The organism is Lacinutrix himadriensis, from assembly GCF_001418105.1.
GTDB classification, from domain to species: Bacteria; Bacteroidota; Bacteroidia; order Flavobacteriales; family Flavobacteriaceae; genus Oceanihabitans; species Oceanihabitans himadriense.
In genome coordinates this window covers 19,255-40,001 of sequence record NZ_LIQI01000022.1, presented here as the reverse complement: position 1 = coordinate 40,001, position 20,747 = coordinate 19,255, and the positions used below count along the sequence as shown (strand labels likewise).

The 20,747-nt window shown below is 32.7% G+C and carries 18 protein-coding genes and 1 pseudogene; 15 read left to right on the top strand and 4 right to left on the bottom strand.

Features of this window, described 5'->3' with window-relative positions; genetic code table 11:
• Positions 1 to 13 precede the first annotated feature (13 nt).
• The 4 genes from metH to AMD28_RS07915 all read left to right on the top strand — a co-directional run bounded on the left by metH (position 14) and on the right by AMD28_RS07915 (position 5,836).
• A complete protein-coding gene (gene metH, locus AMD28_RS07930; protein WP_055443617.1) occupies positions 14 to 2,692 on the top strand; it encodes a methionine synthase in 2,679 nt (892 codons plus the stop codon).
• A 247-nt stretch (positions 2,693 to 2,939) separates the two neighbouring features.
• Entirely contained in the window at positions 2,940 to 3,893 is a 954-nt protein-coding gene (metF, locus tag AMD28_RS07925) for a methylenetetrahydrofolate reductase [NAD(P)H] (protein ID WP_055443616.1), read from the top strand.
• A 31-nt stretch (positions 3,894 to 3,924) separates the two neighbouring features.
• Positions 3,925 to 5,019, top strand: a complete 1,095-nt coding sequence (locus AMD28_RS07920; protein ID WP_055443615.1) for an acyloxyacyl hydrolase — start codon at positions 3,925 to 3,927, stop codon at positions 5,017 to 5,019.
• Positions 5,020 to 5,089: 70 nt separating this feature from the next.
• On the top strand, positions 5,090 to 5,836 hold the full coding sequence (locus AMD28_RS07915) for a head GIN domain-containing protein (RefSeq protein WP_055443614.1): 747 nt from the start codon (positions 5,090 to 5,092) through the stop codon (positions 5,834 to 5,836).
• Positions 5,837 to 5,860: 24 nt separating this feature from the next.
• On the opposite strand, the gene AMD28_RS07910 is transcribed toward AMD28_RS07915, so the two are convergent.
• From AMD28_RS07910 to gldA, 4 genes are all read right to left on the bottom strand, one after another.
• Positions 5,861 to 6,436 carry a DUF7010 family protein gene (locus AMD28_RS07910; protein WP_055443613.1) on the bottom strand — a complete coding sequence of 192 codons (576 nt, stop codon included), beginning with the start codon at positions 6,434 to 6,436 and terminating at the stop codon, positions 5,861 to 5,863.
• Between the two features lie 207 nt (positions 6,437 to 6,643).
• The gene (locus tag AMD28_RS07905; RefSeq protein WP_055443612.1) at positions 6,644 to 7,342 is read right to left on the bottom strand and encodes an MBL fold metallo-hydrolase; all 699 of its coding nucleotides are present in this window, start codon (positions 7,340 to 7,342) and stop codon (positions 6,644 to 6,646) included.
• Positions 7,343 to 7,502: 160 nt separating this feature from the next.
• Positions 7,503 to 8,024: a hypothetical protein gene (locus tag AMD28_RS07900; protein WP_206542233.1), complete on the bottom strand. Its 522-nt coding sequence runs from the start codon at positions 8,022 to 8,024 to the stop codon at positions 7,503 to 7,505.
• Positions 8,025 to 8,163: 139 nt separating this feature from the next.
• Entirely contained in the window at positions 8,164 to 9,057 is an 894-nt protein-coding gene (gene gldA / locus AMD28_RS07895) for a gliding motility-associated ABC transporter ATP-binding subunit GldA (RefSeq protein ID WP_055443611.1), read from the bottom strand.
• A gap of 318 nt (positions 9,058 to 9,375) precedes the next feature.
• Between gldA and AMD28_RS07890 the strand changes: the two are divergent.
• From AMD28_RS07890 to AMD28_RS07840, 11 genes and pseudogenes are all read left to right on the top strand, one after another.
• Positions 9,376 to 10,202: pseudogene (locus AMD28_RS07890) on the top strand (prephenate dehydratase).
• The gene (locus AMD28_RS07885) at positions 10,199 to 11,341 is read left to right on the top strand and encodes a pyridoxal phosphate-dependent aminotransferase (protein WP_055443610.1); all 1,143 of its coding nucleotides are present in this window, start codon (positions 10,199 to 10,201) and stop codon (positions 11,339 to 11,341) included. The pseudogene AMD28_RS07890 and the gene AMD28_RS07885 overlap by 4 nt, the downstream one beginning before the upstream one ends.
• A 111-nt stretch (positions 11,342 to 11,452) precedes the next feature.
• On the top strand, positions 11,453 to 12,304 hold the full coding sequence (locus tag AMD28_RS07880) for a prephenate dehydrogenase (RefSeq protein ID WP_055444333.1): 852 nt from the start codon (positions 11,453 to 11,455) through the stop codon (positions 12,302 to 12,304).
• A 120-nt stretch (positions 12,305 to 12,424) separates the two neighbouring features.
• Positions 12,425 to 13,507 carry a bifunctional 3-deoxy-7-phosphoheptulonate synthase/chorismate mutase type II gene (locus tag AMD28_RS07875; RefSeq protein ID WP_055443609.1) on the top strand — a complete coding sequence of 361 codons (1,083 nt, stop codon included), beginning with the start codon at positions 12,425 to 12,427 and terminating at the stop codon, positions 13,505 to 13,507.
• A gap of 153 nt (positions 13,508 to 13,660) precedes the next feature.
• Positions 13,661 to 14,305, top strand: a complete 645-nt coding sequence (locus AMD28_RS07870) for a carboxypeptidase-like regulatory domain-containing protein (protein WP_055443608.1) — start codon at positions 13,661 to 13,663, stop codon at positions 14,303 to 14,305.
• A 44-nt stretch (positions 14,306 to 14,349) separates the two neighbouring features.
• Complete coding sequence (rsgA, locus tag AMD28_RS07865) at positions 14,350 to 15,297, top strand: ribosome small subunit-dependent GTPase A (protein WP_055443607.1); 948 nt, start codon at positions 14,350 to 14,352, stop codon at positions 15,295 to 15,297.
• Between the two features lie 102 nt (positions 15,298 to 15,399).
• The gene (gene dtd / locus AMD28_RS07860; protein ID WP_055443606.1) at positions 15,400 to 15,852 is read left to right on the top strand and encodes a D-aminoacyl-tRNA deacylase; all 453 of its coding nucleotides are present in this window, start codon (positions 15,400 to 15,402) and stop codon (positions 15,850 to 15,852) included.
• Between the two features lie 63 nt (positions 15,853 to 15,915).
• Entirely contained in the window at positions 15,916 to 17,820 is a 1,905-nt protein-coding gene (locus AMD28_RS07855; RefSeq protein WP_241492465.1) for a DUF3857 domain-containing protein, read from the top strand.
• A gap of 8 nt (positions 17,821 to 17,828) precedes the next feature.
• On the top strand, positions 17,829 to 19,871 hold the full coding sequence (locus AMD28_RS07850; protein WP_055443605.1) for a transglutaminase family protein: 2,043 nt from the start codon (positions 17,829 to 17,831) through the stop codon (positions 19,869 to 19,871).
• Positions 19,871 to 20,389 (top strand): metal-dependent hydrolase, encoded by a 519-nt coding sequence (locus AMD28_RS07845; RefSeq protein WP_055443604.1) that lies wholly within the window; start codon positions 19,871 to 19,873, stop codon positions 20,387 to 20,389. The genes AMD28_RS07850 and AMD28_RS07845 overlap by 1 nt, the downstream gene beginning before the upstream one ends.
• Positions 20,386 to 20,712: a nucleotide pyrophosphohydrolase gene (locus tag AMD28_RS07840; protein ID WP_055443603.1), complete on the top strand. Its 327-nt coding sequence runs from the start codon at positions 20,386 to 20,388 to the stop codon at positions 20,710 to 20,712. Before AMD28_RS07845 ends, AMD28_RS07840 begins: the two co-directional genes overlap by 4 nt.
• The last annotated feature ends 35 nt before the right edge of the window (positions 20,713 to 20,747 follow it).

The window sequence follows — 20,747 nt, the reverse complement described above, 5'->3', positions numbered from 1 at the left end:
GAAACCTAAATATTTGACTTTATCTGGATTAGAACCTTTAGTGGTTACACCAGAAAGTAATTTTATAAATGTAGGAGAACGAACCAATGTTACTGGATCTAGAAAATTCTTACGTTTAATTAAAGAAGAAAAGTACGAGGAAGCATTAAGTGTTGCTAGAGATCAAGTAGAAGGAGGCGCACAAATTATTGATGTAAATATGGATGAAGGTATGCTGGACGGAAAGTATGCCATGGTGAAGTTTTTAAACCTGATTGCATCCGAACCAGATATTTCACGTGTTCCATTAATGATTGACAGTTCCAAATGGGAAATCATTGAAGCTGGTTTGCAAGTCGCACAAGGAAAATGTGTAGTAAATTCTATCAGTTTAAAAGAAGGCGAAGCAGAATTTATCCGACAAGCAAAACTGGTAAAACGTTATGGAGCTGCGGTAATTGTAATGGCGTTTGATGAAAATGGACAAGCAGATACCTATGAACGCAGAATTGAAATTTGCGAACGCTCTTATAAAATATTGGTGGACATTGTCCACTTTGCACCTCAAGATATTATTTTCGATCCTAATATATTTCCTGTCGCAACAGGAATGGACGAACATCGATTAAATGCTTTAGATTTCTTTAGAGCCACCAAATGGATTCGTGAAAACTTACCATACGCCAATGTTTCTGGAGGTGTGAGTAACGTGTCGTTTTCTTTTCGAGGAAATAATACCGTTCGTGAAGCTATTAACGCTGCCTTTTTATATCATGCCATTCAAAACGGAATGAATATGGGAATTGTAAATCCGACGATGTTAGAGGTTTATGATGAGATTGATAAAGATTTATTAAAGCATGTAGAAGATGTTTTATTTGATAGGAGTGACGATGCCACCGAACGTTTATTAGACTTTGCAGAAACTGTAAAAGGAAATGTAAAAGAAGATGTTACCAAGGTTTTAGAATGGCGAAGTAATCCGTTGCAAGAAAGGATTACACATGCACTTGTAAAAGGAATTGATGCTTTTATTATTGAAGATGTAGAGCAAGCACGACAAGAAGTTACCAGACCCATTGAAGTTATTGAAGGGCATTTAATGATTGGAATGAGTGTGGTTGGTGATCTCTTTGGAAGTGGGAAAATGTTCTTACCGCAAGTTGTGAAATCTGCACGTGTTATGAAGAAAGCGGTAGCCTATTTACAGCCTTTTATTGAAGCGGAGAAAGATGGTAAGCAAGAATTTGCTGGTAAAATATTAATGGCAACCGTAAAAGGAGATGTGCATGATATTGGTAAAAATATTGTGAGTGTGGTTCTAGGTTGTAATAATTACGAAATCATTGATTTGGGCGTTATGGTGCCGCCAGAAAAAATAGTAGAAACTGCCATTAAAGAGAATGTAGATATTATTGGTTTAAGCGGATTGATTACACCTTCGCTAGATGAAATGGTGTATGTTTCTAAATCTTTAGAAAAAAAGAACATTACTATCCCAATAATTATTGGTGGAGCAACAACATCTCGTGCGCATACCTCGGTTAAAATTGCGCCGAATTACAGCAATACTGTTGTGCATATTAACGATGCGTCTAGAGCAGTAACGGTTGTTGGTGAGTTATTAAACCGAAACAATAAAATTTATAAAGAGCAAATAAGAGAAGAATACGATAAGTTTAGAGAACAGTTTTTAAGCAGAACTAGAAAGAAAGAATTTCTAACTATTGAAGATGCACGAAAAAACAAGTTTGCTATCGATTGGAAGACTTCTCAAATTACAAAACCAAAGCAATTAGGAATTCAAGATTTTCAGGATTTTGATATTACTAAATTAGAAGATTTTATTGACTGGTCTCCATTTTTTAGAAGTTGGGATTTACATGGTAAATATCCGGATATTCTTACCGATGAAGTGGTAGGAGAACAAGCAACCGAATTATTTAAAGACGCACAAGAATTATTGCAACGTGTGTTTCAAGAAAAGCTTTTAAAAGCGAAGGCTGTTTTTGGGTTGTTTCCTGCAAATACAGTGAATGATGATGATATTGAAGTTGTTTTGTCACCTCGAGCGCAGTCGAGAGGTCTCAGCAATGAAGACACTTTAAACTTCTTAACGCTACGTCAGCAATCTAAAAAAGCAGTAGGGAAACCAAACCTTTCTATTTCCGATTTTATTGCTCCTAAAGAAAGTGGCATTCAAGATTATATGGGTGCATTTTGTGTGTCCACAGGATTTGGAACCGCCGAACTTGCAAAGCAATTTGAGGATGCACATGATGATTATAATTCCATTATGATAAAAGCATTAGCAGATCGATTAGCAGAAGCCTATGCCGAATATTTACATAAAGAAGTAAGAACGAAATATTGGAGTTATGCTGCAGACGAAAAACTAAGCAATCAAGATTTAATAAAAGAAAGCTATAAAGGTATTCGTCCGGCACCTGGCTATCCTGCTTGTCCAGATCATTTAGAAAAAAGAACAATATGGGAATTGTTAGATGTAGACAATAGAATAGGCGTAGCACTTACTGAAAGTTTAGCCATGTGGCCAGCAGCAAGTGTAAGTGGTTATTATTTTGCCAATCCGGAAGCGAAGTATTTTGGACTAGGGAAAATTAAAGAAGACCAATTAGCAGATTACGCAAAGCGAAGAGCTATAGGTTTAGAAGAAGCAGAGAAATGGTTGAGTCCGAATTTAGCGGATTAATAATTCCTGCGCAGGCAGGAATCTATTAGCAAATAGAAAGGATTCTTTGTTTAGAAATCAGACCGTAGCAAGTAGACGCGTTAAGGATAGAACGGTTTGTTTGAGCTCCTCGAAGAGAGCGAGTAGTGAAAGCCTGACGTTTTGCGATCCTGGCAGGTTTTAAAAACCTAGCAGGTATGCGTAAAAGGTAACGCCAAAATAAAAAATAGTTTAATTAAAGAGATTCCCATTTTCGTGGGAAGTAAGTATGAAAGTAACTGAACACATAAAAAACGCAAAAGGGGAAACGTTGTTTTCCTTTGAAATTATTCCGCCAAAAAAAGGAAAAAACATTCAGGATTTATATGATAATATTGATCCTTTAATGGAATTTAAACCTCCTTTTATAGATGTTACTACGTCTAGAGAAGAGTATATTTATATTGAGAAACAAGGACTTTTAGATCGAAAAATCACAAGAATGCGCCCTGGAACTGTTGGTATTTGTGCTGCTATTAAACATAAATATGATGTAGATACGGTGCCGCATGTGTTGTGTGGTGGTTTTAGTAAAGAGGAAACCGAGTATTTGTTGGTCGATTGTCATTATTTAGGAATCAATAATGTGATGGCTTTACGTGGCGATGCGATGAGTCATCAAAAATATTTTGAAGCACAAAAAGGCGGACATAAATATGCTACGGATTTGGTGGCTCAAATTCAGAACTTGAATTGCGGACAATATTTACACGATGTTTTGGAGGTGGATGATAAATCTGATTTTTGCATTGGTGTTGCTGGATACCCCGAGAAACATATTGAAGCACCTTCTTTACAAACCGATTTAAAACGATTGAAAGAAAAGGTAGATGCGGGAGCAGATTATGTGGTGACGCAAATGTTTTTTGATAATCAGAAATATTTTAAGTTTGTGGAAGCTGCTAAAAAAGCAGGGATTCATGTGCCTATTATTCCAGGAATAAAACCCATTGCCGTACAAAGACACTTGCAATTATTACCTCAGGTTTTTAAAATAGATTTACCACAAGATTTAATTCAAGCGGTAGAGAATTGTAAAGACAATAAGCAGGTGCGAGAAGTGGGAATTGAGTGGGCGATTAAGCAATCTAAAGAGTTGCAAGATGCTGGTGTTCCCGTGCTTCATTTTTATTCTATGGGGAAAAGTGATAATATAAAAACGATTGCTTCGGCTTTATTTTAAATTTTATACTTTTGCGCTCTAACTAAATTTAATGAAGCGTTTATTAACCTACATTCTTTGTCTTTTTTGTGCTTTTGTTTTTTCGCAAGAAAAGAAAAATACCAATGCTTATTTTGATGTAAATTATTTTACAGGAAATATAGCGTTACATAATAATGATATTTCGCATTTAATTAAAGGACATCCGGAAGGATTTATTTTAAGTTGGAATAAGAAAACCTTTGGAGAAGAAGCTTGGCAACAGCGCTACAACTATCCGGATTACGGATTTTCTCTTGCTTATCAAGATTTAAAAAATAGCGTGCTTGGTAATAATGTTTCTGTTTATGCACATTATAATTTTTACTTTTTAAAACGAAACCTCATGTTTCGAATTGGACAAGGGTTAGCCTATACTTCTAATCCGTATGATAAAGTAGATAACCATAAAAATGTCGCTTTTGGTTCTAGTCTTTTAAGTAGTACCTACGCGATGCTGAACTATAAAAAAGAACGCATTTTTGATCGGTTTGGTTTGCAGGCTGGAGTTTCGTTAATTCATTATTCTAATGCCAATGTAAAAGCGCCAAATGCGAGTGTAAATACCATTGCTTTTAATGTTGGTGTGACCTATAGTTTAGACGAAGAAGAAACGGAATACATCGATACCTTAACCAAAGAAAAATTTAAACAGCCTATAAAATATAATGTTGTTTTTAGAAGTGGTGTGAATGAAAGTGATGTTGTTGGTACTGGACAGTTTCCATTCTATATTCTTTCGGCTTATGCAGACAAACGTTTAAATCGTAAAAGTGCCATTCAATTAGGAACCGATGTTTTCTTCTCTACTTTTTTAAAGGAACACATAAAATATAGAGCAGCTGCTTTTCCGGAAGAAGGAGAAGATGGTACTGCAGACTACAAACGTGTTGGTGTTTTTGCTGGTCATGAGTTGTTTATCAACAAAATGTCTTTAGTAACACAGTTTGGTTACTATGTGTATTACCCTTATGATTTTGAAGGACAAACCTATTTAAGAATTGGTTTAAAACGTTATTTTGGCGAAAAATGGTTTGCTGCATTAACGTTGAAGTCACACGGAGCAAAAGCGGAAGCGGTAGAGCTTGGTGTTGGGATTAGATTGTAATAGGAAACATAAATATTCCATAATAGTATTAAAAATAGATGCTGCGTTGCAGGGCAGAAGGACGTTAAAAATGAAAAAATACATATACATACTTATTACATTATTGGTGTTTTCTTGTGATAGCGAGGATGCAAACGACTGTTTTCAAAAAGCAGGAAAAATAGTGCAAGAGGAAGTGATGCTTACTTCTTTTGAAAAAATATTAGTGAATAGAGATGTGGAGCTAATACTAAAACAAGGAATCGATTTTCAGGTGGTTATTGAAACTGGTGAAAATTTATTACAGGATGTGGAGGCAAAAGTGGTAGACAATGAATTACAACTTACCGATACTAATACTTGTAACTACGTTCGGGATTATGGGGTGACTAAAGTGTATGTAACGGCACCAAATATTACTGAAATTAGAAGCTCTACACAATATGATATTTCTAGTGATGGTGTTTTAAATTATACGGATTTAGAATTGTTTTCGGAAGATTTTAATGCTCCTGATAGTTTTACTGTTGGCGATTTTAAACTACAGGTAAATACGCAAAACTTACGTGTGGTAGGAAACAATATTTCTTCGTTTTATATTTCGGGTGCTACCCAAAAATTATACGTTGGTTTTTTCTCTGGAACCGGACGTTTTGAAGGTTCAGATTTAATTGCCCAAGAGGTACAGATTTACCATAGGGGAACGAATGACATTCTTGTTAATCCGCAAGCATCTATTACTGGTGAAATTAGAAGTACAGGAGATGTTATTGCTTTTAACCATCCAGCAATTGTAAGTGTAGAGGAATTTTATAACGGACGATTGATTTTTGAGTAATCGCATTCCTGCGGAGGCAGGAATCTATAATTGAAATTCGTGTAACAGGTGCTTCTTTTTTCTTTTGTTAGATAGCATTAGCCATACTGTTAATAATAGCAAGCAAACTACCATATACAATGCTACAAGGTGCATTTCATCTGTATTTACATTAATGGCAACTACAAAGGCGCCAATAGAAATAATTCCTGCAAAAATAGCGTATCCAATTTCGTCATAAAACCAAGCATAAGGAAAAAAATGCGCTCCGGTTATGATTACATAGGTCATTACAAAATACGTTGGGTTCTCTCTTAATATAAAGAACAAGAAAGGAAAGTAAAAGAGTTGTGCTAAATTAAGCCACATTCCTAAGGGTTGAAGCGGATTTGTTTTTGTTGTCCATTTCGTTTTAAGAATTTTGGATAAAAGAAGCGCCAAAGGAAGCATAGTAACTCCAACATAAAAGGTTAGAATACTTTTACTATATGGTTCTTTTGGTAAGGTCCATATATAAGCAATTGCACTCCAAACAATAGCGGCAGAAATAATAAAATCAATACCACTTTTCGCATTAATAGCTAATTCTAATTTCAAGTTTTTTAAATCTAGTGTATTCATGGTATTATTTAGTTGGTTTAGGGCTAAAATACATAGATAGAAGCTGTTTTAATAAAATAAATTCCTGAAGTGTAGATTTCCTTATCTGAGCTGTAAGATAAGGAGAGTGTTGCTTTAAGTAAGTGGCGTTTTTGAAAGGGAATTAGAGTTGGCAATGGATTAACTATAATGTTTTATATGGGTGTTACCCATAGTATTTTATTCCGTTTATAGTGCAATCGTAATTAATTCACCTTGTTCTATCATAGGATGATATTTTTCAATTGTTTCACAATCTTTTTTCACACTTGGAATTTGTTCAGGATATAAATGATAAATACCAAACATTTTTGCATCAATCTGAATTTCCATTTCCTTTGAATTACTTAAAATCCAATAAGGAACAAAAGCCCAGTCAATATTTTTAATTTTGCTTATTGTTTCTGGATTGGTTGTGTCTCCAGATAAATATATTTTTTTATTGTGCCAAGTTATTAAATATGAATAGTGTCTAAAAGGAATTCCAAAAAATGTATGTTTAGTTTTAAAAGCTTTAATGTCAAAATCTTCTATAGTTTCACCTAGTTTTTCTAAATCAGAGATATTAGAAACTCCGAATTTTTGTCCGTTCTTTTCTTTTAAAATTTTTTTTAAATGCTTTTTCGAATAATGGTCAGCGTGTTTATGGGTAAATATGAAAATAGAATTTTCTTTAATACTATCTAATTCCGTTTCATCAAATTTCATATAGTTATATGCCCCAGATTTATATGGAAAATCAATATAGAAATTTGTCGTTCCATCTGTCATATATAGTCCGCAGTTTCCCATAAATTCAATTTTGATTTCATTTGTTTGGGAAAACCCAAGAGTACCAACTAAAGATAAAGTTAGCGTAAAAAATATTTTCTTAAATGTTCTTTTCATTATCGTGGCCATACAAAGTGGGTAACGGTTTTATATTAAAAGAGTTGCGTTTTTGCGTGCGAGGATTTTCCGTAGGAAAATCAGATGTTGCAAAAGTGCACTGTTCTTTGTTTAAATACTAATCTACGCATTATTTTTATGCGATGTTGTGCAACGTTTTTTATTCATTTTCTTTAAATTCCACAGTTGTTTTAAAACGAAAAAGTTCGTTGTTTGCAATCATTTCGTGTTCAAATATAACCTCTATTTCTCCTTCTGTGTTATAAATGTTTTCACTAATTTTATTAAAAGTCAGTTTATTAATATCAAATGGATTGTGGGCACTTCCAACAGAAACAGAAGCATCATTGTCGGAATCTTTATCAGTTGTAATTACTAGCCCGTCTAGTTCGTTCGGGTTTGCTATATCCAATTTCAGAAACTCAATAACTAACCAAGTATCCAAAGGTTGTTGTTCGTAGTCAAGTCCAGAATCAAAGGGTTGTAATGGAATTATTATTCTATGGAATAATGTATTTTCTAATCCGATATGTTCATTTTCAAACCAATACTTTTCAACTGTTCCGTTTTCTGCTTGAGTTTTATTCTGAAGGTCAATGTTTACCTTTTTATAGGAAGGGATTTCAACTCCAATTTTATCAGAGATTTTTGTCTTTTTCTTCCAAAATTCAAATATTCCCATAGTTTTCTCAAATGTTGCATAACTTGTAATATAGTAACTTTTGCAAATCATATCCCGGAAATAACTCTGGATATTATAAGCTTTGTGTAACTGTTATCCTATAAAGATAATTTTTTTATGGCAATAAAAAGGTAAACAACTAACTCGTTAACTCTCTAAACAAACTCTCTAAACTCGCATTTTTCTGGTTTAATTGTAGAATCTTTAACTCATTATCATGTGCAAAATCAAATACATGAGATCGCATATCTTCGGTAGTAGCAAAAGTGATTTCGTAAATAAAGTCATGCGTGTTTTTTACACTTTTCACCTTTGGTAGTTTTAGTAAAAAAGCATCTTCCACACGGTAATCAAATTCCACAATAACCACTTGTTCTTTTTCGGTACGTAATTCTTTCAAGGTTTTATTCGCAACAATTTCCCCTTTATTAATAATAATCACACGATCACACATGGCTTCTACTTCTTGCATAATATGTGTAGAAAGGAAAACAGTCTTTTCTTTACCGATACTTTTTATCAGGTTTCTAATGTCTACTAATTGATTTGGGTCTAAACCTGTGGTAGGTTCGTCCAAAATTAAAACATCGGGATTGTGTAAAAGCGCATTTGCCAAACCAACACGTTGTCTGTATCCTTTAGAAAGCTGTCCTATTTTTTTATGTGCTTCCGGCGTTAAGCCAGTAAGCGTAATAACTTCATCGATTCTATTTTTAGTAACACCATACACTTGCGCGTTAAAAGCAAGATACTCTCTAACGTACTGTTCTAAATATAAAGGGTTGTGTTCTGGTAAATAGCCAACACTTTGCTGTACTTGCTTGGTGTTGCTTTTTACATCATGTCCGTTTACTTTTGCTTCTCCTTCTGTAGCATCTAAATAGGTGGTTAAGATTTTCATCATGGTAGATTTTCCTGCACCATTGGGACCAAGAAAACCAACTATTTCAGGTTTGCTGACTTTAAAAGATATCTGGTTTAACGCTTTTTGCGTGCCATATACTTTAGAAATGTTTGTAACTTCAATAGACATAGATAAATAGTTTCTTCAAAAATAATAGTAATTATATAATTTAATAGATTAATAACTACTAAATCTTTAAAAATTCAAGGTAAAAGACAAAAAACTATTTCAACAATTTTGTTTATTCATATAATTAATTACTTTAGCCACGTAATAATGAACATGATAACAAACTTTACATTTTATAGCTGGGTATATTTCTTTTTTAGATAAAGGAACGAGACGTTGTATATGTATTTTTAAATATAAATTAAACAAAAAGTCTCGATATATCGAGGCTTTTTTTTTTGCATCATTTTTTGTAAAAAAGGATCACAATAAATAATTATGATTAAATCGGTAGCAATTCAAGGAGTACAAGGATCTTTTCACCATATTGTAGCACAGCAATATTTTGGAAACCAGGTTGCTATACAAGAATGTTTGTCTTTTGACGAAACAGTTCAAAACCTTTTAGATAAAAAAGTGGATGCTGTAATTATGGCTTTAGAGAATTCTATCGCAGGATCTATAATCCCTAATTACGCATTAATAGATAATCATAATTTACATATCGTTGGTGAGCAGTATTTAGATATTCAGCATAATTTGATGGCGTTGCCAAATCAAAGTATTGCAGATATTACCGAAGTATATTCGCATCCTATGGCATTATTACAATGTAAGGAGTTTTTTAAAAAGCATCCACACATTAAGCTTATTGAAGATAAAGATACTGCTGAGGTTGCACAACGAATTCAGAAAAATAATTTAAAAAATGTTGGAGCAATAGCAAGTGCTTTGGCTGCAGATATTTTTGAATTAGAAGTTTTAGCCGAAAGCATTCAAACGATTAAACTGAATGAAACTCGTTTTGTAATTGTAAAACGTGAGAATCATGAATTTCCGGAAAACGAAATAAATAAAGCATCTATTAAGTTTGAGCTAGAACACAAACGAGGAAGCTTGGCAGCGATTCTTAATGTGATGAGCGACTGTAAGATGAGTCTTACCAAAATACAATCGCTACCAAAAATGAAACACCTTGGACCTATGCTTTTTTTGTAGATATCACTTTTGATGCGTATGCAGATTATAAAAAAGCAAAATCGATATTAGAGATAATGGCACAAGATTTTAAAATATTAGGCGAATTTAAAAACGCAAAGCAATGATACAAGTAGCAGACAGATTACATACCGTAGAAGAGTACTACTTCTCTAAAAAGTTGCGTGAAGTAAACTTGCTTATAGCAAACGGAAAACCAATTATTAATTTAGGTATTGGTAGTCCAGATTTACAACCTCCAACAAAAGTAATAACAGCTATAGCAAATAGTTTTCAAGATGCTACAGCGCATAAATACCAAAGCTATCAAGGCTTGCCAGAATTACGCGAAGCTATTACTGGTTTTTATAGAGACCAATTTTCGGTACATGTAAGTGCTATGACAGAAGTGTTGCCATTAATGGGAAGCAAAGAAGGTATCATGCATATTTCTATGGCTTTTTTAAATGAAGGTGACGAAGTGCTAATTCCAAATCCGGGATATCCAACCTATGCTTCGGTGACAAAATTACTTGGTGCAAAACCTGTTTTTTATGATTTGGAAGAAAGTAAAGGATGGCTTCCTAATTTAAAGGAATTAGAGAAATCAGACTTAAGTAAAGTGAAAATTATGTGGCTTAATTATCCACACATGCCAACAGGAACAAAAGCAACAGAGCAGTTATTTGAAGATGTGGTTGCCTTTGCTTTAAAGCATGATATTTTAATTGTAAATGACAATCCGTATAGTTTTATTTTAAACGATACACCAAGAAGTATTTTAAGCGTTAGAAAAGCGAAAGAGGTTTGTTTAGAGCTAAACTCACTAAGTAAAACTTTTAATATGGCTGGTTGGCGAGTAGGAATGGTTTTAGGAAGCGCGGCTCATATTCAAGCAATTATTAAAGTAAAAAGCAATATGGATTCTGGCATGTTTTATGGCATTCAGAAAGGAGCAATAGAAGCTTTGAAATGTTCTAGCATGTGGTATAAGAGTTTAAATAGTGTGTATGAGCAAAGACGTAAATTAGTTTGGAAACTGGCAGATGCATTAAACTGTACATATAATAAAGAGGCTTCCGGATTATTTGTTTGGGCAAAATTACCACCACATTTTAAATCGGAAGAATTTATAGATGTGCTACTAAAAGAAAACCACATATTTATTGCGCCAGGAACCATTTTTGGAACACAAGGAGAAGGTTATGTAAGGTTTTCACTATGTGCTTCGACCGAGGATTTAGAAGAAGCGCTAGCAAGAATTTAGTTCGTTTACAGTATAACAGAGAAATGACCTGCAAGGTTTAAAACAAAATTGTAGGTCTAAAAAAGATAAAATGCTTCCTTTTAGGAAGTGGTCTTGAAAAGACAAATGGGAATGAAAAATATATACATAGTTGGCGTAGGATTAATTGGAGGAAGCATCGCTAAAGATGTGAAGGACTTAAATCCTAGTATTAGCATATTTGGTATAGATTCTAATGCCGAACATTTAAAACAAGCATTAGAATTAAATGTAATTGATTTTGAAGCAACATTAAAAGATGTCGCACAGGCAGATTTTGTAATACTTACAGTGCCTGTAGATGTTTCGGTGAAAATATTACCAGGAATACTAGATATGGTAAGTGATGATGCCTTGGTTATGGATGCAGGTTCTACAAAAAGAGATATTTGCAAAGCGGTAGAAAACCATCCAAAACGAAGAAATTTTCTAGCAACACATCCTATTGCAGGAACAGAGTTTTCCGGACCAAAAGCAGCCATGGTAGGTTTGTTTCAAAAGAAAACAAATATCATTTGCGAAGTAGAAAAAACAGCCTTCAAATTACAAGAAAAAGCATTGGCTATTTTTCAAATAATGGGAATGCGTATTCGTTATATGAATCCGGAAGCACACGATAAACACATTGCTTACGTATCGCATTTATCACATATTAGTGCATTTATGCTAGGGAAAACAGTAATTGATAAAGAACGAAACGAACGCGATATTTTTGATATGGCAGGAAGTGGATTTGCTTCCACAGTACGATTGGCAAAAAGTTCTCCAGCAATGTGGACACCAATTTTTCAGCAGAATAAAGAAAATGTAATTGAAACTTTAGAAGAATACATCAGCAATCTTACCCATTTTAAAGATAGTATGAAAGCAGATGATTTTGAAACCATTTTTAATGAAATGGAAAACACCAATTACATTAAAGATATATTAAACGGAATACAGTAAATATAAATAACAAAATTCCTTCCTTTTTTATGGGAAGGTGGCTTTAGATGTGAATCGGAAGTCAGAAGCGTAAATAAAATAAGTTGAATTAATAAGATTCCACTTTTGTGGAAAATGAGTATGGAAAACAAGAAAGAATTAAGAACATGGTTGGATGACATGAATTTAGATCATCCTCTAGTAATAGCAGGGCCATGTAGCGCAGAAACAGAAGAGCAAGTTTTAAAAATTGCACATGAGTTAAAAGATACTGATGTAAACTATTTTAGAGCTGGAATTTGGAAACCAAGAACAAGACCAGGAAATTTTGAAGGTGTTGGTGCTTTAGGTTTAAAATGGTTACAAAAAGTAAAGGCCGAAACAGGAATGAAAACTTGTACGGAAGTTGCAAATGCAAACCACGTAAAATTAGCTTTAGAACATGATATTGATTTATTATGGATTGGCGCACGTTCTACTGTAAGTCCGTTTATCATGCAAGAAATTGCAGATGCTTTACAAGGAACAGATAAAATTGTACTTGTGAAAAATCCGGTAAATCCAGATTTAGCTTTATGGTTAGGTGGAATTGAAAGATTACATACTGCAGGAATTAAAAACTTAGGAGCAATTCATAGAGGTTTTTCAACATACGAAAAATCGAAATATAGAAACATTCCAGAATGGCAAATCGCTATTGAGTTTCAAAATAAATTTCCAGACCTTCCTTTAATTAACGATCCTTCGCATATTACAGGAAATAGAGAAATGATTTTTGATGTTTCACAAACAGCATTAGACCTTAATTTTGATGGTTTAATGGTAGAAACACATTACGATCCCGACAATGCTTGGAGTGATGCTGCACAACAAGTAACACCAAAGACTTTAGTGCAAATAATGACGGATTTACGTATTAGAAAAGAATCGGATCCAGAAGCAGAATACAATACCGAACTAAATAACCTTAGAGCACAGATTGATGTGGTAGATAATCAAATTATTGATTTATTAGGTAAAAGAATGAAAGTAGCCGATGGTATTGGATCGCTTAAAAAACAGAAAAACGTTTCTGTTTTACAAAGCAAACGATGGAACGAAATACTAGGTAAAATGGTTCTTGAAGGAGATGAAAAAGGATTAAGTGAAGAGTTTATTTTACGTATGTTTAAAGCAATTCACCAAGAATCTATTAATCACCAAGAAAAGATTCTAAAAGCATAGTTTACACTATAAATTTAATAAAAGGCTCACAATTATGTGGGCCTTTTTTATGTACAGCTATTTCACGCACTCAAAAGTACGTTTCACTCATTATCGGTTTTATAGACTACAGATTAGTTATAGGTTTGATTAACAAACCAAAAACCAATCGTTATGAAACAAATTACAATCTTCTTTTTAGTATTAAGCTTTTCGTTTACAGCCTTTTCCCAAGTGAAAATTACAGGATTAGTTTCCGACACTATAGATGTGCTTCCTGGTGCAAATATTATAATAAAAGGAACTGCAATAGGAGTAACAACCAATCCCGATGGTTATTTTGAATTAGAAGTAAACCAAAAGGACACCATTTCCATTTCCTATATTGGTTATGTTACCAAAGACGTAGTAATTAAAAATCAAAAAAGTGTAAACACCGTTTTAGAGATAGACAATGCTATAGAAGAAGTTGTGGTAATTGCAGGATGTATTGGAAGGTGTAGAAGTGAATTTACTTATTGTGGTGCCTATTGTGAAATAGTCGATATGTATTTAGATAAAACACTAGAGGGAAACCAAGTTAATCTATATCCAAATCCATCTGTAACAGGAGATTTTAATTTAAGATTTCTTAAAAAATATAAGAAAGTAACGGTTTTTGTTACTAATATTTCTGGTCAAATAATACAGTCCAATATATTTCAGAATGTGAATAATATAGAGCGTTTAGATCTCTCTAGGTTTTCTTCAGGAATTTATATTATTAATATAATTGCAGATGATGAAAGATTACCCACTAAAAAAGCAATTATAGGTTAATAAAATCAATATAAAAATCGTTATTTTGTAGCTTAATTAAATGAATGACAGGACTAGTTTATAAATCGACAGGAAGTTGGTACACAGTGAAAACAGAACTGGGTACTACATATCCTTGTAGAATAAAAGGAAAGTTTAGATTACAAGGTATTAAAAGTACCAATCCTATTGCTGTTGGTGATATTGTAGATTTTGATTTAGATACCGATAACAATGAAAATCCAACAGGTGTAATTAAATATATTCACGATAGAAAAAATTACATTGTTAGAAAATCGGTAAACCTTTCTAAACAAACCCATGTCATTGCATCTAATATCGATCAGGTATTTTTATTGATTACTATTGATAATCCACCAACATCGACTTCTTTTATCGATCGTTTTTTAGTTACCGCAGAAGCCTATTCTATAAAAACCGTTTTACTTTTTAATAAAGTGGATACTTATGATAAAGAGACTTTAGACGAAGTACGTTATCTAGCGCATATTTATAGAGAAATAGGTTATGAATGTATTGGTGTTTCAGCAACTACAGGGAAAAATGTAGATAAAGTAAAAGCCATGATGGATGATAAAGTAAGTATGTTTGCTGGTCATTCTGGAGTTGGTAAATCGACACTTGTAAACGCGATAGAACCAAATTTAGACTTAAAAACCAAAGCTATTTCTACCCAGCATAGCCAAGGACAGCACACCACCACTTTTGCCGAGATGTTTGATCTTAGTTTTAATGCTAAAATTATAGATACTCCAGGAATAAAAGGATTTGGTATTGTTGATATGGAAAAGGAAGAAATAAGTGATTATTTTCCAGAGTTTTTCGAACTAAAACAAAATTGTAAGTTCAATAACTGTTTGCATATCGAAGAACCAAAATGTGCTATAAAAGATGCCGTAGAAAAAGGTGTTATTGCAGAATCTCGTTACCGAAGCTACGTAAGTATTATTGAAGGCGAAGATGAACACTACAGAACAGATAATTATAATTAAAAATTCCCAAGAAGGCGAATTTTATACGTAAAGAGATAAGTAATATTCATGTTGTCACCTGGAGTGCAGTCGAAAGGTCTTTAAAACAATTAAAGTTTTAATATGAAAGCCGTTATACAAAGAGTCACACAAGCAAGCGTTACTATTGAAGATAAACAAGTCGCTTCCATTAAAAACGGATTGTTAATTCTTTTAGGCATTGTTCCAGAAGATAAAAAAGAAGACATCCAATGGTTATCTAACAAAATTGTAAACCTTCGTATTTTTAATGATGCAGATGGTGTGATGAATACTTCACTTTTAAATAGTAATGGTGACGCCATTGTGGTTAGTCAGTTTACATTACACGCAAATACCAAAAAAGGAAACCGACCAAGTTATATTAAAGCAGCAAAACCTGATGTTGCTATTCCTTTATATCAAGATTTTATTTCCCAAATAGAAAAAGATTTAGGTAAATCTATTCAGACAGGAGAATTTGGTGCAGATATGCAAGTCGCCCTTTTAAATGATGGTCCTGTTACTATCATTATAGATACTAAAAATAGAGAATAAAATCTCTGTTTTGTTTTGTGTATTTGTAAAAAGTAGTACTTTTAAAATCGCAAACCCAACTAGATGATTTCAAGGCAATTCCTACTTATTTTTTTCTTCATTATTTCTGTTTTTTCAATACAATCGCAGGATGAAAACCTATTAAAGTATAAAACAATTCCTTTTGCTTTAAAGGAAAATGCAAATGCTGTAATTCGGTCAGAGATAATTCATTTTGAAATAAAAGATTATGATCAAATGGTTTATACAAACAAACGTATAGTTACCATACTTAATAAAGAAGGGGATAGCAAGCAAAGCGCATTTCAACACTACGATAAGAATACAAGTATTAAAAGATTAGAAGCTAGAATTTATAACGCTCAAGGTGAAGAAATCAAAAAAATTAAAGAAAAAGATTTTTTAGATGTAAGTGCTGTAAGCGGCGGGACATTGTATTCAGATAATCGTGTTAAATATTTAAAATATACACCAACCAGTTATCCGTATACAATTAAATTTGAAACAGAAGTGGTCTATAAATCCACTGCTTTTTTATATGGTTGGAGACCTATTGAAGGTTTTTATGCGAGTACCGAAAATGCAGAATATAAAATTACAAACTTATCCGATGCAAAAGTTAGGATACAAACGTTAAATTTTGAGAGTTATAATATTAATAAGAAAAGTGAGTATCATTTTATTGCTGAAAATCTAAAGGCTATTAAAAGTGAGTCTTACAGTCCTTCTTTTAAAACCTATGCACCATATTTAAAAGCGACACTTACAGATTTCAATATGGAAGGTGTTCGAGGAGTTAATAATAACTGGCAAGATTTTGGAAAATGGATGTATGATGAATTAATCACTGGAACCGAAGCATTACCACAAACAGTAAAAGATGAAATAAGGCAAAAAACAGCATTAGCTACATCAGATAGAGAGAAAGCGAAAATAGTTTATGCGTACATGCAAAACAAAACGAGATACATAAGTGTGCAGGTAGGTATTGGTGGCTGGAAACCTATGTTAGCCAAAGATGTCGATCGACTAGGTTATGGGGATTGTAAAGCACTAACAAATTACACAAAATCCTTATTAACAGAAGTGGGAGTAGTGTCTTATTATACGGTGGTACATGGTGATTATGATATTATAGATATCGATAAGGATTTTTCTTCATTACAAGGAAATCATGTGATATTAAGCATTCCAGATGAAGAAGATTATGTATGGTTAGAATGTACTAGTCAAACAAGTCCTTTTGCATATAATGCAAACTTTACAGATGATAGAGATGTTTTAGTAGTTACTCCAGAAGGTGGAAAAATTGTACACACCAAAGTATATACTGCAGATGAAAACACAACAGAGAACAAAGCAAAAATACAACTAGAGGCAACGGGAGATATTACTGCTCAAGTAGAAATTATTTCCAAAGGCGCAAGATATTCTCATCATTATTATTTAGAAAACGAATTAGAAAAAGATCAAAAATTACATTACAAAGAAAGTTTTAATACGGTTAATAATCTGGAAATCCTTAGTGTAACTTTTAACAATAATAAAGAAGATATTGTTTTTAAAGAAAAATTAGATGTCAAAGCAAAAAAATATGCATCTAAACTCGGAGAAAGAATTTTATTGAAACCTAATGTTTTTATAATGGAAGAGTATGTACCTCCGCGTTATAAAAACAGAAAATTACCTTTTCAAATTAGTAGAGGAAAAGTAAATATAAGCACCTTTGAAATAGAACTACCAAATACACTACAAGTAGAAGCGTTGCAAGACAGTGTTACCATTTCTAATAAGTTTGGTGATTATCATTTTTCTATTATTCAAAAAGACGAAAACACACTTTTGTTTAATAGAAAGTTTAAATTAAAAAAAGGAGATTACACAAAAGAAGAATATAAAGCATTTAGAGATTTTCTGTTGTTAGTTGCAAAACATGATAAATCTAAAATAGTATTAAAATCTAACTAATAAATCTAATGAATAAAACACTAATAGTCATTGCGTTATTAATCGCACAATTCACATTTTCTCAAGATTTTAAATTTGGTAAAGTGAGTAAAGCAGAATTAGAGGAAAAGCAACACCCAATAGAGCCAAATGCAAATGCTGCAATCTTATATAAAAATCAAGACATTTCTTTTGTCTATGAACAAGGGGCTGGTTTTGAGCAAGAAAACCTTATACATGAAAGAATAAAAATTTATAATAAAGATGGATATGATTATGCAACAAAAAGAATCAAACTCTATAATGAATCTCTAACAACAAAAGATAATTTAAAAGGGTTAAAAGCATATACGTATACATTAGAAAAGGGTAAAATTGTTAAAACTAAATTGAAAAGTGATGCTATTTTTGATGAAGAAAACAATAAATACTGGAAAACAACAAAACTTACTATGCCAAACATTCAAGATGGTTGTATAGTAGAATTTAAATACATTGTAAAATCCACTTTATTAAGTATAGACGATATTCTTTTTCAAAAAGCAATACCAATTAATAAGTTTGACTTTAAAGTAGCAACTCCAGAATATTATAAGTATAAAGCCATGTCTAATCTTAAAGCTACTTATATCCCTGAATTTACTGTAGATAAAATGTATAAAAAGGTGATGTTTAAATATACAGAAGCTGCTAATTCTAATAAAGCAGTCACAAGAGGGACTTATGGTGGTGAAGCTTCAAGATCAGAAACATATACCAATGAAATCGATGTTGCATTTAATGTAATTACATCTAATCTTGAAAATATTCCTGCTTTAAAAGAGGAGATCCTTGTAGATAACCTATCTAATTATCAGGCAAGATTAAAGATGGAGTTAGAATCTATAAATTATCCAAATCAACCAGTAAAGAGGTATGCTAGCTCTTGGGATGAAGTTGCAAAAACTATTTATAAATCCGATGATTTTGGAGAACAACTAAGTAAGAATAACTATTTCAAAAAAGATTTAGATGCAATCCTTCAAGGACTAAATACTCCGGAAGAAAAGATTATTACCATTTTTAATTATGTAAAATCTAAAGTGAAATGGAATAATTTATATGGGTATTATACAGATCTTGGTGTTTCCAAAGCATATAAAGAGGGTTCTGGTAATGTTGCAGATATCAATCTAATGCTGGTTGCCATGTTACGACATAGTGGTGTTGAAGCAAACCCCGTTCTTGTTAGTACAAAAAGCAATGGTATTCCGCTTACAGCTACTAAAAAAGGATTTAATTATGTAATTGCTGCTATAGAATTACCTGAAGGAATTGTATTGTTAGATGCTTCTAGTACTTACGCGACTGCTAATATATTACCTAAGCATATACTGAATTGGCAAGGACGAATGATACGAGAAGATAATAGTTCTACTTGGGTAAGTTTACAGCCACAGCAAATTTCGAAACAAATTAGTTTTTTAAATGCTACAATTAGTGAAGACCTATCTATAACAGGTAAAGTTAGAGAGCAATTAACCAGTCATTTAGCATTGTCGCACAGACAAGAGTTTAATAATAAAAAAGACGAAGTACTAATTAGAGATATTGAAGAAGGGAAAGGAGACCTTGTAGTAAGTGGTCTTGAAGTAAAGGCAGCTAAGCAACTATTAAAGCCGATTTTAATTTCTTACGAATATAATTTACAAAACGGAATAGAAGAAATAGCAGATAAATTATACTTCTCCTCCTTGTTGTTTTTTACTCCAGAAGAAAATTTGTTTAAACAAGAAACTAGAGAATACCCCATAGATTTTTCCTATCCTGTTTCACAAAAATATGTAATCAATATTAAAATTCCTGAAGGATATGAAATAGAGTCCTTTCCAGAAAATGAAAAATTTCTCTTCAATGGTAATGATGGTGTTTTCACCTATTTATTAAATCATAAAGACAATCTATTACAGATAACAACAAACCTTGATATTAATAAAACAATCATCTTACCACAAGATTATCTCGAGTTTAAGAAGTTTTTCGATTTAGTAGTCAAAAAACAAACCGAACAAATAGTGCTTAAAAAAATGTAATGGCATCCATTTTTGCACACGGATTAGTAGCATACACTACCACAAAAGTAATCGATTCTAAAACCAACAAGTTGCTACTTTGGCTGGCAATAGGTTCTGCAATGCTTCCAGATTTAGATGTGATTGCTTTTAATTTTGGGATTCCTTATGTGCATCCTTTAGGACATAGAGGACTTACGCATTCTATAGTCTTTGCAGTACTTTGGAGTATGTTACTCGCTTTTCTCTTCGGAAAATCTAGAAAATACATCTTCTTTATCGTTCTGTTTTTATCCACAGTATCTCACGGACTTTTAGACGCCATGACAACAGGAGGAAAAGGAGTTGGCTTTTTTATTCCTTTAGATAATTCCAGATACTTCCTTCCTTGGCAAGTCATAAAAGTTTCCCCAATTGGTATAGAGAAGTTTTTTTCAGAATGGGGAATACGAGTAATTATTAGCGAATTACAGTATATCGCTATTCCATGCTGTATTATTTTAATAACTTTACATTTCCTAAAAAAGAAAAAAGCATGAGCATAAAAAACGCACAACTAGAAGTAGATAATTGGATAAAAAACCATGGTGTTCGTTATTTTAATGAGCTTACCAATATGGCACAACTCACCGAAGAAGTTGGTGAAGTTGCACGTATTATTGCAAGACGTTATGGAGAGCAAAGCGAAAAAGAAAGCGATAAAAATAAAGACCTTGGTGAAGAACTAGCAGATGTTATGTTTGTGGTATTATGTTTAGCAAACCAAACCGGAATCGATCTACAAGAAGCATTCGATAAAAAGCTAGACATTAAAACCAAACGCGATCACGATCGTCACCATAACAACGAGAAATTAAAATAACAATTATTTTGTCATATCGAGCACCGTCGAGATAT